The sequence below is a fragment of the Endozoicomonas sp. SCSIO W0465 genome, from assembly GCF_023716865.1.
Taxonomy (GTDB): Bacteria; Pseudomonadota; Gammaproteobacteria; order Pseudomonadales; family Endozoicomonadaceae; genus Endozoicomonas.
Genome location: NZ_CP092417.1, coordinates 1,645,761 through 1,661,789, shown reverse-complemented (window position 1 = coordinate 1,661,789; position 16,029 = coordinate 1,645,761). Strand labels below are relative to the sequence as shown.

At 49.2% G+C, this 16,029-nt stretch carries 18 protein-coding genes, 1 other RNA gene and 1 pseudogene; 14 read left to right on the top strand and 6 right to left on the bottom strand.

The annotated features are described in order from the left end of the window. Nucleotides 1-9: 9 nt before the first annotated feature. Nucleotides 10-1,224, bottom strand: coding sequence for a VTT domain-containing protein (locus tag MJO57_RS07080; RefSeq protein ID WP_252024052.1), 1,215 nt, complete (start codon nt 1,222-1,224; stop codon nt 10-12). Nucleotides 1,225-1,439: 215 nt separating this feature from the next. Between MJO57_RS07080 and MJO57_RS07075 the strand changes: the two genes are divergently transcribed. The 8 genes and pseudogenes from MJO57_RS07075 to MJO57_RS07040 all read left to right on the top strand — a co-directional run bounded on the left by MJO57_RS07075 (nt 1,440) and on the right by MJO57_RS07040 (nt 9,142). After that, nucleotides 1,440-1,733 carry a DUF6444 domain-containing protein gene (locus MJO57_RS07075; protein WP_252024050.1) on the top strand — a complete coding sequence of 98 codons (294 nt, stop codon included), beginning with the start codon at nt 1,440-1,442 and terminating at the stop codon, nt 1,731-1,733. A 55-nt stretch (nt 1,734-1,788) separates the two neighbouring features. After that, nucleotides 1,789-3,126, top strand: a complete 1,338-nt coding sequence (locus MJO57_RS07070; protein WP_252017304.1) for a transposase — start codon at nt 1,789-1,791, stop codon at nt 3,124-3,126. Nucleotides 3,127-3,229: 103 nt separating this feature from the next. Beyond that, nucleotides 3,230-4,135 carry an IS66 family transposase gene (locus MJO57_RS07065; protein ID WP_256493327.1) on the top strand — a complete coding sequence of 302 codons (906 nt, stop codon included), beginning with the start codon at nt 3,230-3,232 and terminating at the stop codon, nt 4,133-4,135. Then, nucleotides 4,125-4,646 carry a transposase gene (locus MJO57_RS07060; RefSeq protein WP_252024047.1) on the top strand — a complete coding sequence of 174 codons (522 nt, stop codon included), beginning with the start codon at nt 4,125-4,127 and terminating at the stop codon, nt 4,644-4,646. Before MJO57_RS07065 ends, MJO57_RS07060 begins: the two co-directional genes overlap by 11 nt. Continuing rightward, a complete protein-coding gene (locus tag MJO57_RS07055) occupies nt 4,646-5,008 on the top strand; it encodes a hypothetical protein (protein WP_252024045.1) in 363 nt (120 codons plus the stop codon). The genes MJO57_RS07060 and MJO57_RS07055 overlap by 1 nt, the downstream gene beginning before the upstream one ends. Then, nucleotides 5,005-5,550: a DUF1833 family protein gene (locus MJO57_RS07050; protein ID WP_252024043.1), complete on the top strand. Its 546-nt coding sequence runs from the start codon at nt 5,005-5,007 to the stop codon at nt 5,548-5,550. The genes MJO57_RS07055 and MJO57_RS07050 overlap by 4 nt, the downstream gene beginning before the upstream one ends. 122 nt (nt 5,551-5,672) lie before the next feature. Next, nucleotides 5,673-6,086 carry an NlpC/P60 family protein gene (locus MJO57_RS07045; RefSeq protein WP_252024041.1) on the top strand — a complete coding sequence of 138 codons (414 nt, stop codon included), beginning with the start codon at nt 5,673-5,675 and terminating at the stop codon, nt 6,084-6,086. After that, nucleotides 6,068-9,142, top strand: a pseudogene (locus MJO57_RS07040) (host specificity factor TipJ family phage tail protein). The gene MJO57_RS07045 and the pseudogene MJO57_RS07040 overlap by 19 nt, the downstream one beginning before the upstream one ends. Before the next feature lie 54 nt (nt 9,143-9,196). On the opposite strand, the gene MJO57_RS07035 reads toward MJO57_RS07040, so the two are convergent. Continuing rightward, nucleotides 9,197-9,511, bottom strand: a complete 315-nt coding sequence (locus tag MJO57_RS07035; RefSeq protein WP_252024039.1) for a helix-turn-helix domain-containing protein — start codon at nt 9,509-9,511, stop codon at nt 9,197-9,199. Nucleotides 9,512-10,116: 605 nt separating this feature from the next. Here MJO57_RS07035 and MJO57_RS07030 point away from each other — a divergent pair. Further along, nucleotides 10,117-10,392: a hypothetical protein gene (locus MJO57_RS07030; protein ID WP_252024037.1), complete on the top strand. Its 276-nt coding sequence runs from the start codon at nt 10,117-10,119 to the stop codon at nt 10,390-10,392. Between the two features lie 159 nt (nt 10,393-10,551). Here MJO57_RS07030 and ssrA read toward each other — a convergent pair. The 3 genes from ssrA to MJO57_RS32665 all read right to left on the bottom strand — a co-directional run bounded on the left by ssrA (nt 10,552) and on the right by MJO57_RS32665 (nt 12,126). Then, nucleotides 10,552-10,917: a transfer-messenger RNA gene (gene ssrA, locus MJO57_RS07025) on the bottom strand. A gap of 197 nt (nt 10,918-11,114) precedes the next feature. Further along, nucleotides 11,115-11,594 (bottom strand): SsrA-binding protein SmpB, encoded by a 480-nt coding sequence (smpB, locus tag MJO57_RS07020; RefSeq protein ID WP_066014543.1) that lies wholly within the window; start codon nt 11,592-11,594, stop codon nt 11,115-11,117. A 409-nt stretch (nt 11,595-12,003) separates the two neighbouring features. Next, entirely contained in the window at nt 12,004-12,126 is a 123-nt protein-coding gene (locus tag MJO57_RS32665) for a hypothetical protein (RefSeq protein ID WP_256493244.1), read from the bottom strand. An 80-nt stretch (nt 12,127-12,206) separates the two neighbouring features. On the opposite strand from MJO57_RS32665, the gene MJO57_RS07015 reads away from it, so the two are divergent. From MJO57_RS07015 to MJO57_RS07005, 3 genes are all read left to right on the top strand, one after another. After that, a complete protein-coding gene (locus MJO57_RS07015; RefSeq protein WP_252024035.1) occupies nt 12,207-13,565 on the top strand; it encodes a sodium-dependent transporter in 1,359 nt (452 codons plus the stop codon). Nucleotides 13,566-13,633: 68 nt separating this feature from the next. Then, nucleotides 13,634-14,071, top strand: a complete 438-nt coding sequence (locus tag MJO57_RS07010) for a type II toxin-antitoxin system RatA family toxin (protein WP_256493243.1) — start codon at nt 13,634-13,636, stop codon at nt 14,069-14,071. Beyond that, nucleotides 14,064-14,399, top strand: a complete 336-nt coding sequence (locus MJO57_RS07005) for an RnfH family protein (protein WP_252024031.1) — start codon at nt 14,064-14,066, stop codon at nt 14,397-14,399. Before MJO57_RS07010 ends, MJO57_RS07005 begins: the two co-directional genes overlap by 8 nt. A 41-nt stretch (nt 14,400-14,440) precedes the next feature. On the opposite strand, the gene MJO57_RS07000 is transcribed toward MJO57_RS07005, so the two are convergent. Further along, nucleotides 14,441-14,815: an outer membrane protein assembly factor BamE gene (locus MJO57_RS07000; protein ID WP_252024029.1), complete on the bottom strand. Its 375-nt coding sequence runs from the start codon at nt 14,813-14,815 to the stop codon at nt 14,441-14,443. 120 nt (nt 14,816-14,935) lie between these two features. On the opposite strand from MJO57_RS07000, the gene fur reads away from it, so the two are divergent. After that, nucleotides 14,936-15,346: a ferric iron uptake transcriptional regulator gene (gene fur / locus MJO57_RS06995; protein ID WP_305881909.1), complete on the top strand. Its 411-nt coding sequence runs from the start codon at nt 14,936-14,938 to the stop codon at nt 15,344-15,346. Nucleotides 15,347-15,736: 390 nt separating this feature from the next. Further along, a complete protein-coding gene (locus tag MJO57_RS06990) occupies nt 15,737-16,021 on the top strand; it encodes a DUF2158 domain-containing protein (RefSeq protein ID WP_252024027.1) in 285 nt (94 codons plus the stop codon). The last annotated feature ends 8 nt before the right edge of the window (nt 16,022-16,029 follow it).

The following is a 16,029-nucleotide window of genomic DNA, read 5'->3' as shown; positions in this document are numbered from 1 at the left end:
CGCCGCTTTTCAGTCCTGCTTTTCAGGCCAGCTTTTCAGTCCAAGCACAACCAGCCACCAGAATAAACCAAGGCACAGTCCCACCATGACATCGCCAAACCAGTGAACCTGCAAAACCAACTGGGAAAAAACTTCAATCATCACCCACCCCAAAGCGACACTGGCCCACAACCACTGGACCTTGAATGGGCGGTTTGCTGCTACAAGCACAGCAAAAGAAAACAGTACATAGACGGTGACTGTTGTCTGTGCAGCAGGAGAAGCATAAGGATCAGGCCCTGTCAGAGGCTTTTCATTGGCGCCCAGCCACTGGATAAACCATAAAGAGCAAGCCATTGATACGCCACCACAGAGCAAGGACAACAGGGTGGCAAGCTGATTAGAGCGATAAAGCCAGAATAGGCCGCCAGCAGAAACAATACTCAAAACCGGGATGCTGCCAATCTGGGCAACCCGGTACATTACTGTTTGCAACCAGGGCAGTTGAACCGCTGTCAGCCAGTGAAAAACTCGTTGATTGATGCTGTCCAGTAAGCCAATGCCGTTAGCAAAAACAAGCAACGCAAGAAACCCTGATGTAAACAACAGATACCAGATAAACCGGGGCTTGAAGTGGCGATGAACACTGATCAGCAATGGCGGTAACAGTAAAGTAATAACGGTGAGGGCTAACAGCACAACCAACAATTGATCGGGCACTTTATCATGCCACTGAAGTGCGGCTCCCGTCAGATAACCCGGAAGCAGGTAAACGGGAGACCAGGCAAGGGCTGAGAGAAAATTAACGGTAAAAAAGTAGCCGGGAACCATACCCATCATACCGGCTACTGCCGGTATGATGGGGCGGACGGGCCCGACAAAACGTCCAATCACAACACTTAAAATGCCATACTTCCTGAAGAAATCCTCACCACTTGCCAACCACTGAGGATGACGATTAAAAGGCCACCAACGTCTAACTCGCTCACGGTAATAATAGCCAAGCAGGTAACTGATCCCATCCCCGACAATCGCTCCCAGAAAAGCCCACCAGAGCATTGGATAAATGGCAATGGCATCCGCCCCGGCAATAGCCGCCAATGCAAACAGCATGGCAACGCCTGGCAGAACGATACCCACCACAACCAGCGATTCCAAACAGGCTACTATTGCAATTGCAGGACCAATCCAGCCAGTATTCTGCTGTAACCATGCATGAATGACATCAAAATAAGCATTATCCATGACCGCTGGATCCTTCGAGGCAAATACCTTTCAACCGATTTGGACCGGTGCGTTACCAGAGCCCGGCTGAAGATTTATTCTAATAGATTACCGGAAATAATCATGACACCATTGAATAAATAAGTGGTAACTGTTCAGCACCCCCACATAAATCTGGAATTTTCTGATTTTTATACCATCCTCTTAAGCACCATTTTTCCACAATATTCGCCAGCATGATTCCAGAACTACCCGCAACTATGTCGGCTGAGATTCTCTTGAAAGAGAATGCAGAGCTGCGGATGAGAGTTGCCTGTCTGGAAGAGCGATGTCGAGAATTGGAAGAAAAGGTTGGCAAGAACAGTCAAAACAGCAGCAAGCCGCCATCGTCTGATGGTTATCAAAAACCTTGTAAAAACAGTAATTCTCCAGATCATTCTGACGACCTTTCCGCAGATAAAGGTACCGATCCATCGGATGAAAAACCCAATCCTAAAAGTCTGAGACAGTCTTCTGGTACTCGACTTTAGAGTTTTAAGAGCACAATAGTTCCGGCGCATAATCTGCTAAAAGCAACCATCCCCAATGACGAAATTCGAGATGGTTGCCATGCTCACTTCAGATCATCAAGTAATCCTCAGGGAGCTCGCTTCATATACAACCTTTCTTGCTGGAGCGCTATCATCAACTGCAGTACCAACGTTCTGCGAACTGCTGTTCGGTTGCATGCTTTCAGCCGACGGCTTTGTTACACAGGCGTTGTTAACAATTGATTTTCATTGTGTGTGGAGCAGCTACCACCACTGGCTATCTCAGGGCAAGTGGCAATGGAAGAACTTGGCACGCCACTTGATCCGTCTGGTCTGCTCCAAAGCTCCTGAGAATCAACCTGTGGTCCTGGGGCTTGATGACTGGGTAATCGAACGGTTTTCCGACAAAGCCCCTGCTTGTCGTACACATCATCAACACAGCAAGAAACGCAATCGGCCGACGTACATCTGGGGGCAGTGTTGGGTTTCCCTGGCCATCATATTTGAGCGGGCTGCAGATGAAGTATTTACCGCCATACCGGTGATCTCATTTCCGACACCAGCTTCAGGTAACACCAGCAAACTGAAAATTGCCGTGGCCATGCTCAGGGTGGTACGCAATGAAGTGAAGGATCGAGTGCTACGCCTGCTAACCGATTGCTGGTATATGAACTGGACACTGATAAAGCCAGCTCTGGAAATGAACATAGAAGTTGTTGGTCAGATACCTTCAAATCGGGCCCTCTATGCTTTGCCGCCAGCACCCACCGTAAAGAAGCGAGGGCGCCCAAAAAAGTACGGCATCAAGATGACGACAGAACAGGTTAAGAAACTGCCGGAAGAAAAAGCAACAGTATGGATGTACGGCAAATTTCGCAAAATACGTTATCGTACCCTGATCTGTCGCGCCAGATTCCTTAAAGGTCGTGAAGTACGCGTCGTCTGGAGTCGCTTTGAAAATGACAAAGGTCTGACCGAAAGCAGAATATTCATCTCGACCAATCCGGAACTTGAGGGACTGGAGGTGCTTCGTGCCTATTCCCGGAGATGGCCGGTAGAGCCAATGTTTCACCAACTCAAACATGCTTTTGGCTGTTGCCATTTATGGCAGCAGAAATTGCGAACACTGCTTCGATGGATGCATTTGAAAATGGCAGGCTATGCATTATTGCAGTTATTAACCGTTTGTAAAAATCAGGCATGTCTGAATATTTCTCGGATACCCTGGAGAAGCCCGGATACAACCACTGCAGGCATGATGAAAATTGCTCTTTCAGGAATTATTCCGAGGTTCTCTATTCGCAAGGGCTGGAACAGATATAAGCAAAAATATGAGTTCAATTTTCGCGATCTGATCGACCAGTTAATACCGGATAATTCAGAAGCAGCATAACTAAAGGCTTTTAGGCAAAAAACGGAAGTAATAACGAACTTGGAAAAACAGTTCACTGATTTCGGCTTGCTTCACTATAAAAAGCTGACCGAATTATCGTTTTATACAGACTCTAAAGTCGAGGTATTTTAATACTCTCTATAAAATGAGTGTAAGTGCAGGCACTGTCGCCAATTTTGTGGCCAGAACCTATGAAAATCTGGCTTCTACTGAAGAGGTTATTCGTGACGCCTTGCGGGAATCGTCTGTTGCCGGAGCCGATGAAACGGGTATGCGGGCCGAGGGCTCTTTGCACTGGCTACACGTTATGCGGGATGAACAATGGACGCTCTACTACTTGTCTGAAAAGCGAGGTCGTGAGGCCATGGACACGATGGGCATACTGCTAACATTTGCAGGCGTTCTGGTTCATGATCATTGGAAATCCTATTTTGCATATGCGGCAACTCACGTACTTTGCAATGCCCATCACCTGAGGGAGCTTTTGGGTGTTGTTGATAGGGACAGCAATCAACTGGCGTTGCGATTGATGAAGCTACTGAGGCTTTCCTGGCATTACTGCAAGGGCTTTAAGACCATAGGTATGCTACAGATGCCAAGTGTTGTCTGTGAACGAATCGAGAAGATTTATGACCGGTTGCTTCAGCGGGCTCTAATGAAAGAAGTCGTCTATATGGAGAAGCAACGAGAGGAGCTTAAGCGCAAGAAAGTCAAGAATACTAAAGCTTACAATCTCTTCAAACGACTCACTGAGTTCAAGGCTGAGACACTGCGCTTCATGTCAGATTTTACCATTCCCTTCGATAACAATGGCAGTGAGCGGGATGTTCGAATGGCCAAGTTAAAGCAGAAAATCTCAGGCTGCTTCAGGAGTGCAGACGGTGGTTCTATGTTTGCACGGATTCGCAGCTATTTGTCGTCTGCCAGAAAACAGGGAATGGACATATATCAATCACTTCATAGAGCTGTTCGGAATTACTGTAATATGCCTTTGCTCAGTGCTGAATAGTTACGTCTGGCCATTCCGTTTGGTTGTCCGCTGGAATGACAAAAGGCAGAAATGGGTTTTCATTGTGACCAACCTGAACCGGGTGGAGTTCACCTTGAGCGAAGTGCTTCAGGCTTATCGTCTGCGGTGGCAAATAGAGCTTATCTTCAAAGAGATCAAGTCCTATTCAGGGTGGCATCGTTTTAACACTAACTCTGCCACGTTGGTGTTTAGCCTGATTCTGATGTCTTTCGTCGTTGTGACGTTGAAAAGGTATCTTGCTCACGCTGCGCAGGCGAACCTCTACAGCAGTGGTGTCATTGAGGAAATCTCGACGCACAAGGTAATGAAAAGCGGGACGAGGCTGTTTGGCAGTCTGATTCTATCTTTGATGAATGCAGGAAAGTCACTGGTCTCATGTATTAAAAAGCTGCTCAGCTTCTGGGGAGATAATGCGAAACGTGAACACCCTGCAAGAGATGGTTGTTCAGGGCGTACAAGATTAGGCCTTTGCGCTGTGGGTGGGGCTTAATGTCTACCTTAAGAACCGTGCCTTATATTCTGGTTGCAGCCTTGAGCCTGATAGCAGGCTGGGCAGCCTCAACCCATCATCAAGAAATTGTTCCCTATGATGTCGCTCCGGGTGTAATGCTGGATACCGGTGCAGACCGCACCAGTATCAGCTTTATGCCTGCCGATGCTGAGATCATCAAATATGTTGATGTTCATTCGGCTGGCGGGGTTGATCGGCGGCCTGTGGTGAAATGGACAGCGGATTACTATGGCTGTGCTCAGGATCTGGAAGTGTCTGTTCGGAACAAAGCTAATGGATTAGCCGATGTTCTGCTGGGGCGTGATTTTATTGATGCCTGTAATTTCAAGGTAGATGTATGAATGCATTAGAGCAGGCCTACGCCAGCGCCGATGTAAACAAGATTCCGCTCCAGACCATTGAGTTATTGCACCCTACCTTTGTTGACCTTGCCAGCGATGAAGACACTATTCGGTATGTGAGTTCTCAGAATATTACCAGGCCAGTGTTGTGCAGGCTTGAAGATAATGCGCCGGTGGATGGTGGCAAGGTGGTGCAGTTTAACCCTGCACCCATTGCCATCAAACGACCGGAGAAGAGTAACAAAGGTTATGCAGACCTGAGCATTACCATTGGTGTCACCAGCCTTGAGATAGAACGGGCGCTGGATGCGGTATCGGAACACAGTGACCCGCTCCGGTGTTATTACCGGGTGTATATTCTTAACCCTGAAACCGGTGAAGTTGACGGACCTCAGAACCAGCCGTTTGAATGGACGCTTTACGGCAGTACTACCAAACGGGGTGAACTCTCGGCAACGGCATCACTGGCGGATATTGTTAACCGGCCTTTCCCTTACTTCCTCTATACCCCTTCTTTCGCACCTGGGCTGGTGCGAACTTAAAAGAAAAAAGACTTTTCACCACAAAGGCACAAAGAGCACAAAGAGCACAAAGGAAAAGACAAAAGCTTTTCGCTCTTCTTTGTGTCCTTTGTGCCTTTGTGGTGCAAAAAAAAGGATCTTCAATGCACTGGGTTAATGATTACATCGGGCTCCCATGGGTAGCCTATGCCCGTGGCCCTTTCGAATTTGATTGTTGGGGGCTGGTGCTGGATGTTCTGTCGAAACAATTCCGGATTGATCTTCCCCAGTATCTCACGGTGAAAACCGATGACCCGCAAGGTATGACGGAAGCGATGCTCTCAGGCCTGCAACAAAACCTTGCAGCACCGGTAAAACAACCGGCTCATGGTGCCATTGCCTGCTGTTACATCGTCGTGAATGGCAAAGAGCTGTTGCGCCATGTGGGGATTTATCTCGATATCGATGGCGGCGGCATCCTCCACAGTTACGAAAAACATGCTTGTGCCTTTGACCACCCTAAAAAACTGAACCGGCTTTTTCATCGGATTGAGTACCTATGCCCGCGCACATTATAGAGATTCCGAACCTGCTGAAACCCAATGACGGGCGGGTGATTCATGCCGTTGAGCCAGGGCTGACCATTGAGCAATGGTTGCTGAGCCATGTGCAGAACTATCGGGTGATGCAGCAGCCACCCATTACCGTGATTTTCAACGGTGAAGAGCTGGAGCCGGAATACTGGGCACGGGTGGCACTGGCAGAGAATGATACGGTGACGGTAGCGCCACGGCCTTTCGGGTTTGACCCGATCAGTTTGTTGGTGATTGCGGCGGTATCGGTAGCGGCCTCTCTGGTGGTGACGGCCCTGATGCCAACGCCGAAACAACCGGCAGCACTGAATACGCCAGAAGCGAGCCCCACTTATAGCTATGAGGCACAGAGCAACCGGGCGCGGTTGATGAATCCGATACCCTGGGCCTGTGGTCGGAACCGACACTGGCCGGATCTGCTGACTCAGCCCTATTACGAGTACGAGGGAAACGAGCAGTACGTTTACCAATTGTTCTCGGTGGGCTGGGGTTCGTTCAAGCGGGAAGAGCTGCATATTGGCGATACGCCAGCGAACAATTTTAAAGAGATTGAGTACGAGTTTTACGGGCCTGATGATCTGGTGACGCTGTTCCCGGATAACGTGGTGACCAGCCCGGATGTGGTGGATATTGAGATTGTCGATGAAACGCCGTTTATCTGGCATGGGCCGTATGTGTCCAGCCAGCCACGGAGTGAGGCGAACTATTTAGCCATTGATATTCATCTTCCACAGGGGCTGTATTATGCCAATGATGATGGTGGCCTTGGTGGCCTGAGCAGCCGGACGACGGGTGTAGAGGTGCAGTACCAGGCCATTGATGATGATGGCGCCCCGTTCGGCAGTTGGTATCAGCTGGGGGAAGGGAGCCATAATCAGCCAGGTATCTATAAATGGACCATGGCCAGCAATACCCCTCAGCGGTTTACGGTGAAGCAGAAGGTGGACGCCGGGCGTTATCATGTGCGGTTGCGTCGGGCGGTGCATTATGGCGACCGGAACAGCCGATTGGTGGATAAAACCGTGTGGATCGGGTTACGGGCTTATCTGCCATCGAAACAGCAGTATGAAGGCGTGACCAAGTTTGCGGTAAAAGTGCAGGCATCCAACAACTTAAGCAGCACTTCTGAGAATAAATTCAACTTGGTTGCCACAGCATTGAAGCCAACCTTTAACGGTTCCAGCTGGGGCAATCCGGTGGCGACCGATTCAATAGCCTGGGCGTTTGCCGATGCCATTCGCTCTGAGCATGGTGGCAGACTGCCGGACGGGTTTATCAATACTGAAAACCTGATGACCATGCACAAGCTATGGGAGCAGCGGGGCGATAAGTTCTCTATGGTGTTTGATACCCGTGGCTCGCTGCTGGATACCCTGAAAACCATTCTCGCCTGTGGCCGGGCTACGCCAGTGATGAGTAATGGGCAGCTGCTGATTATTCGGGATCAACCGGCAGTGGCCAGGCGGCATTTGTACTCACCGGCCAATATGACCGAGGGCGGGGTGACGGTTGAACGGTAGTATCGCAAACCGTTGGATACGGATTCGGTGATTGTTGAGTACACCGATACCACTACCTGGAAGCCTGAAGAGGTGCTGTGTCAGTTACCGGGGCAATCCGCTAATAATATTGAGCGGGTGAAGATGACCGGGATTCAGGACCGGGCTCAGGCGTTTCGGGAGGGGTGTTTTCTTTCGGCTAAAAAGCTGTATCGGAATGTGCAGGTGAAGTTTTCTACTGAGTTGGATGCTTTGAATTCGGATTTTGGGGATACGGTGGGCGTTGCCTGGGAGATACCTGGGTGGGGCCAGTCCGGTTCTATTGTTGCCAAAAACGGGATGACGTTAACCACGTCTGAGCCCGTGGTGTTTGGTGCTGGCCAGCACTATGTCAATCTTCGTCGGGCTGACGGAACGGCTGCTGGGCCTTATCGGGTGATGCCCGGCAGTAATGACTATGAGCTGGTATTGCAGCAGTCTCCGGATTTTACGGTTTATACCGGGACGGAGATGGCCAGAACCATCTATCAATTTGGCACTGCCGATACGCTCTGCAAAAACTGTGTGGTGACGAACATCAGCCCCAGTTCCAACAAAGTTGGATTAATAGCCTTTATTGATAATCCGAAAGTTCATTCCTATGACGGGCTGGAAGTGCCTCCGGTTGATCTGCCCAGTGATTCTTTGATTCGGCCTGTGTTGCCTTCTATCAAGTCGTTTGTGGTGCTGCAGTCTGCTGAAGTGAAAACGGATTTGATTTTGTCTTGGTTGCCTGAGCCCGGGGCGCGGTCGTTTGTTGTTGATCAGTCGGCGGATGGTTCTAACTGGTTTCGGTTGGCTACTCCGGTTTATAACACTATGACGGCCAGTAATATTCCTGCTGGGTTGCATTACTTCCGGGTAGCGGCGATTGGCGGCGGCCAGGGGGCCTGGTCGGAGGTGTTCAGCATTGAGGCGGGTAAGTGGGCGCTGCCGCCTGAGCAGGTAACGGACCTTATTCTGGCTGAGCCGTTTGCCGGTTCACTGATTCGCCTGCGCTGGGTGGCCAGTGAGAAGGCCGACAAGTATCGGGTTGACCTGCTGGCCAGTGGCGTTGTCACTGAATCGGTTGACACCGTGCACCCTGAAGTGATGATGGATACTACTCTGGCCGAATACGATCTGAACAACCTGACAGCCCGTGTGTATGCCGTGAATACCGTGGGAGAATCCGCAGGTCTTGAGGTAGCGGTGCCACTGGTAGACAGTAAACCGGATGCCATTACCGGGTTAACGGTCACTGAACCGTTCACTGGTGACGCGCTCAAGCTGGCCTGGACCGACAGCACCAGAGCCGATGGGTACCGGGTTGAAGTACTGACTGAAGGCGCGAATATTCGCACCAGTGAAACGTCTGTAACCAGTGCGATGATGGACCTGAGTCAGTTTACCGGTGATAAAGCCGCGCTGGTGGCGAAGGTGACGGCATTTAATGCAGTGGGTACTTCGGTGGGGGTAGAGATTGCCATTCCGTATCAACCCCCCGCACCTGATGTGGCTTAACGATGGCGCCCATCATGGCCTGAAGGTATAAAGCGGCCTACCCTCTCAGCCGCTTTACGTCCCCCGGTAGTCCTCCACCAGCTTCTGCAGCCTGGACAACTCCACCTGCCGCAAATCCTCTGGCAACTGCCTGAGCAGTTCCACAATCTGGCTGATCTCATGACCGGCCAGCCCCAGCAATTCATCCGTCGTTACCTGCAGGGCTTCGGCAATATCCACCAGCTCCTGCAGGTTTCTCAGTTCCTGTTTGCCATTGAGCCAGCGGGAAATGGTTGATCTGGACACGCCTACCTCTTCTGCAATTCGTCGATCCTGCCAGTGGTTGCGTCTGAGTATAGCTCGCAGTGCAGCTGCAAATGGCTGATACATTCATGGCTCCACCCCCGTATTTTCTTATTCATAAAATTCAATGGTCGTTATTGATCAACGTCACCCTTTTTTAAAAAGTTGCGACCCTCGCAACTATTTTTTCCTGATTGATTCAGGTCAGGTTTTTATCTGCCCAAATGGTGACACTGTTACCAGGCTGTAAGGGGAACAGGTGTCGTATGTTGCAGACAGAAAAAAACCGCAACTTCCTGGAAAGTGCGGTTCAGAACTCCATTTCATACTGGAGCCATGACACAGGCGCAGGCCTGCATCGAATGGGGTTGGGTGCCGGGGCATTGATAAGAGTTGCTAGCACTCCCCACTGCTTCCCGCCTTCAGGCAATACCCAAAGGCACGGCTTGACCCACCGTTCACGGTTTTTTATCCATGGACGCCCGGCATAAGTGCCGTTTGTCCTGATGGGTGGCTCCCACCTAACAACTGTTATCAGCAGCGCAGATGATGGGAGCCAGTCTGGCCTATTGGCCGGACACCCGTCAAGGTAGACCAGAAAATATATCCCGCCTAACTGGCAGAAGCCCAAACTTGCAAGATCTGTAAATCTGGCAAAATGGACAAAAGAAAGAAAAACCCCGGGGGAATGGATGGACCATCCAACGTATCAGCAATACCTGGTGACAGGAAAAGCAAGGCTGGACAGCTCAAAAGACACCATCATGCTGGTGGATCCAAACACCCCCATCCAGAACCGTTCGACTGTTTTGCTGGCAGTGGAAGGCCATCTCATGATCGGCGAATACCGCCACGACAATGGCCAGTACATATTCAGGCCAGAAGGGGAACCCAATACCGATATCCAGCTACCGGATCTCGCTTCAATCCGGGGTCGAGTGGTCGGCCGGTTTGAACCGGAAGAGTGAGGGAGAGCAGGAAGAAATGAGCACAAAAATAACAGCATTCTTGAAAGCCTGAATTCAAAAGGCTGTCAAAAATGCTGTCATTCTGTTACCAAATGTGGGCATTTTAATGCAGCTTAAGACTATCGTACTTCTGTAACTTCTTGATTTTAAATGAATATTTGGTGGAGACGGCGGGACTTGAACCCGCGTCCGCCAGCTCTACGCCTTCGGCTCTACATGCTTAGCTTCCGTTATTAAGTTAACGCAGAACGACCCAACGGTCAGGGTGACACTGCGCGATCCTGTGAATTTAACCCACCGGCTCCAGGATGACCGATGTGGCGATTCTATTTTCGGTAACGATCAATTTCCACCCAACAGACAAGACAGAGTGATCGGGAGAAGGCTGTTATTAGGCAGCCATTGCTCCGTTGAAGCTATTATCGTTAGCAACTATACGTTTGTAGCGTTTTGATTTACGAGAGCCGCTACGCCCTCGACATGCACCTTGGGTTTCGTAACCGTCGTCGAATCCTGATCGTCCCCAGTAACAAAACTCGGAACTATTTATGCCAAAAGCAAGTAGCAAATGCAACTGTGTTTAGTACATAGGTACTGTTGAGCTATAAAAAATACCGCTGTCGTTAAATATTTCCGAAAAAAGGCGAGATGCGATAGATATCTGACTCGTATCGGGAAAGAGAAGGTAACGCACACAGAGAAGCTGTGTGCCACAGGGTTTATCAGCCGCGGTGCATGACCCGCTGCTTTTCAATATTCCATTCACGCTCTTTGGTGGCGGCTCGTTTATCAAACTCTTTCTTACCGCGGGCCAGCGCAATCTGGCACTTGACCAAATGGCCTTTCCAGTAGAGCTTGGTCGCGATACAGGCATGGCCTTTTTGCTGAGTTACCGAGAACAGGTTTGCCAGCTCTCTGCGGTTCAACAGCAGTTTACGGTCACGCAAAGGATCTGCCACAACATGGGTGGATGCGGTGATCAGTGGTGTAATCTGGGCGCCAATCAACCAGGCTTCGCCATCTTTCAGCAGGACGTAACTGTCTATCAGCTGGACTTTGCCCTGCCGGAGACTTTTCACTTCCCATCCTGCGAGGGAAATTCCTGCTTCGAAAGTCTCGTCGATGTGGAAATCGTGACGAGCTTTCTTGTTGACGACGATGGATGAGTCGCCCTGTTTGCCTTTCTTTGAACTTTTTGCCATGGCACGGATTATAGGAGCAGCTAAACGTAAAGTCACTAATTCTGGGGCATACAGGCTGGTTTCGACAATAGTCTTGAATCAGTCAATTTTTAGCATGGTGAATATTGCTATTTTTATAACAAATAATAATTAAAACACTCTTTTTTTATTGATTAGATGGTAAAAACGGTTGAGACGTAATGTCTGGCCGGTACAATAACGGCCAGCCCTGCTTGATCTCCTCCGCTCTGCCATTAGCAGGCTGTTTTACCCGGGTTTATTGACATGTTGTCACGTGACTCAGCGACCCTGAAGATGGCCTTTATCGCAGATGGTTTGGTTTGGAGGTTTGTCGGGATTGTGCTGCACCCGTAAAAAGTGCTGCACCCGTAAAAAGTGCTGCACCCGTGAAAATCTTGCGTGCAGTTGTTCAAGAAGCAAGAAACTGTTTGACATGCAGCGTGACTATTTTGGTTTTCGATATTTCCGGGTTTTTGACGACAGGCCATGATTGATCAAGATGATCTCTGCTGTACCACAGCGTGTGATCCATAATAATTATTCTGTGTTGTCTGACTTGACCTGCCTTTTAAACGGTTTCTGAGTACAATAATTCGACTCATAGGGAAACTCATGTCTGGACAAAATCCAACGACATCGACAAAAACCTGGGCTAATCGCTGGACCTTTCTGCTCGCTGCTGCCGGCTCTGCCATTGGCCTCGGCAATATCTGGAAATTTCCGTACATCGCCGGGCAATACGGTGGCGGTCCTTTCGTTATGCTTTATCTGCTGTGCATCGCCATTATGGGTGTCCCACTGCTGATGGCAGAGACGGCTATTGGCCGTCATACCCGCCTTAGCCCCCTTAATGCCATTCGCAAGCTGACCAGTGACCTGGGTGCATCCTGGTTGTGGAGCATTATCGGCTGGATGGGCATGCTGGCCGGCTTTCTGATTCTCTCTTTCTACAGTGTGATTGCTGGATGGTCCCTATCTTATGCTTGGGATATTGTGACCGGCGCCTTCAGTGGTATGACCGCCGATCAGGTCGGTGATGCTTTTGCCGGACTGGTGTCGTCTGTGCCACGGCAGATCTTCTGGCACACTGCATTTATGGTGATTACTCTGGTGATTACGGCACGCGGCATTCACAAAGGCCTTGAGAAAGGTCTGCAGGTAATGATGCCGGCGCTGTTTGCGTTGCTATTGATTATGCTGGGCTATAGCATGCTGGAAACCGGACAGTTTGTGCGTGGCTTTGACTTTATGTTCTCTGTCGATTTCTCCAGGGTTACCGGTGAAGCCTTTGTTGCTGCCTTAGGGCAAGCGTTCTTTACCCTGAGCCTGGGCATGTGCTGCCTGATGGCTTATGGTGCCTATATGCCTGCCAATGACTCTATTCCAAGAACCGCGATTAACGTTGCTGCGCTGGATACGCTGATGGCCATCATCTCTGGCCTGATTGTATTCCCGATCGTATTTGCCTATGGACTGGAACCATCTGCTGGCCCGGGCCTGCTGTTTGTCTCTCTGACGGCTGCCTTTGTTCACATGCCCATGGGTGAGCTGTTTGGATTCCTGTTCTTTGTTCTGGTGGGCATTGCCGCGCTGAGCTCCGCCATCTCACTGGTTGAACCGGCCCTGGCCTGGCTGATTGAGCGCACACCACTGAGCCGAACTGTTGCGACCGTGATTCTCTGTGCTGCCATCTGGTTTGTTGGCTTGGGTACGGTGTTTTCCATGAGTGGTGAGCTGAACTTCACACTGTTCGGCAAGAATTTCTTTGATCTGCTGGATTACTTTACCAGTAATATCCTGCTGCCTGTGGGTGGTCTGCTGATCTCTATCTTCGCAGGCTGGGTAATGAAACGCTCAATCATGATGAAAGAACTGGGTTTGAGTGTCGGTGTATTCAACCTGTGGCGAGCCATGATTCGTGTGATCGTCCCACTGTGTGTGTTGACGGTGCTGATCACCACCCTCTTCTAAGCCCTGTCTATTAATCCATGGGCCGGAATGGGTTATCCTATCCGGCTTTTTTATGAAAGGCTTTTTTTATGCCAAGGATTTCCCGTTCCGCACTGGTCATGTACTCCGCTGAACAAATGTATGATCTGGTCAGCGATATTGGGTCGTATGCCGAATTTTTGCCAGGGTGTGTCGGTGGCCGTATTGACCATCAGGAAGGCGAACAGCTGGAAGCTACCCTGATAGTGGGCAAAGCCGGGCTCGGGCTGCGTCATAGCTTTTCGACAAGGAACAAAATGATCCCGGGGAGGTCTATAGAAATGCAATTGTTGGAAGGACCCTTTAAGTATTTATTCGGTATCTGGACATTTCAGCCCTTGACCGGGGATGGATGTAAAGTTTCCCTGGAGCTGGAGTTTGAGATGAGCAACATGCTGACTCAGGCCACACTGGGAATGATGATTGGTGAGATGATGAATGCCATGGTGGATGCCTTTGGCAAGAGAGCGAAGCAGATCTATGGCTAAGATGTTAATGGATGAGCCCACTATCCGTGTTGAAGTGGCTTATGCCAGAGCTCATGAGCAGAAGATTATCGCACTGAAGGTAAAAGAGGGAACTACGGTACTGGATGCAGCCAAAGAGTCCGGCATTGTTGATTACTTTCCAGAGATTGTCATGGATGATGCGAAACTGGGCATCTTCGGCAAGGCTGTATTAAAACCTGGAGACCAGGTACTGAGAGAGGGCGAACGGGTCGAAATTTATCGCCCTTTGATTGCCGACCCCAAGGAGGTTCGCAAACGCAGGGCAGAGCAGATGAAACAGAAGAAATCAGGACAGGGTAATGAATGAGAGCTGAGGACGTTTTCCCGGGTAAAGTGGCTCAGCAGAGATCACTGCTGATCACTGCCAAGTTTGAGATCGCTCTGAATAGATCGTAACTGGTCGTTCTCAAAAAACAGAGTTACTGTTTTCTGCTCTCGGCTCTTGCCTCCAGGTTGCACACTATGGATGTAATCCCAGCGATTGCTGTTAAAAGTATCTTCCAGCAAGGGAGTACCCATAACATACTGTACTTGGGCACGGGTCATCCCCGGGCAGAGCTGGTCAACCATTTCCTGGGTAATGACATTTCCCTGCTGAATATCAATTTTATAGGCACCGGGGAAACTGATAAGCTTTGAACCACTGTCTGTGGAGCTGGCGCACCCTGTCAGAAGGGTGATTGAAACAAGTGAGGCGGCCAGGGCGATCGTGGTTTTTTGCATCGGTTTCAGACTTCCACTATCTTGCTCAGAAATGACTAGCAGCCTGCTCACAGAGCAAAATGAAAAAGCTGCACGAAAATGTGATAATAGCAGGATTATCTTGCAAAGGGTTAGGGAAACGTGTTGGAAAATCAAGAGTTACGCAAAGCAGGGCTCAAAGTTACCCTGCCTCGAGTAAAGATTCTACAGATCCTTGAATGCGCAGAAGACAAGCACATGTCTGCAGAAGATGTTTACAAGGCTCTGCTGGAAGCGGAAGAGGATGTGGGTCTGGCCACTGTCTATCGGGTGCTGACCCAGTTTGAGAGTGCTGGCCTGGTGGTTCGTCACAATTTTGATGGCGGTCACTCAGTGTTTGAGCTCTCCCGCGGAGAGCACCATGACCATATGGTTTGCATGGAGAGCGGAGACGTTATCGAGTTTATTGATGAAGAGATTGAAAAACGTCAGCACGCAATTGCTGAAGAGCATGGTTTTGAAATTGTGGATCACAATCTGGTGATCTATGTACGTCCAAAAAAAAGTAAGTAGCGAAATAAGTAAGCAGCAGAATAAGACGACAATACGTACCGGGATTTTCTAACCTGTGAGATTATTTGCTCCCCAGCTTTTCGGGGGGCAATTAAAATGCTTTTGTTTTCTTCTGATTAAGTCCTTGGTCATTTACTTTTCAGGATGATGGCAAGGTGCCGTGAAATTTGATTACAGGAAAATATAATATTTCATTTCGTCAGGAAATTAGTATTTATTGGAACGAACAGTTTATAGATTGTTTTTAATCATGCTCTTTACTTTATCAATATATCAAACTGGTAATTTAACTCTATTACCAGGGAATAAAATTGAAATAAAGAAATGGAACTAATGCCATAGAGAAATGTCTATTATAAGGATAATTAAACAAACAAAAGGATTTATCACATGAAGACGAGAGCTAAAATCGGCCAACTTGTCCGCTTTAGAGCAGGTGGGCCAGTACTGAGTATTGCGTATGAAAACTTGCTGGATGATGGATCTTATAGTTATGTCTGTCAGTGGTTTGAATATGAAACACTCAGATATGCAACCTTTCCAATCGTAGCTCTTGAACCTGAGGAAGGTGAGTTTGAAGCTATTGACGAGGAGCTACCAGACAACGAAGTTGATACTGATGCAGATGTGGAAGCTGAAGCAAAAGAGGGCGATACGGGTAAAAATTATCACTAAACTCGCTG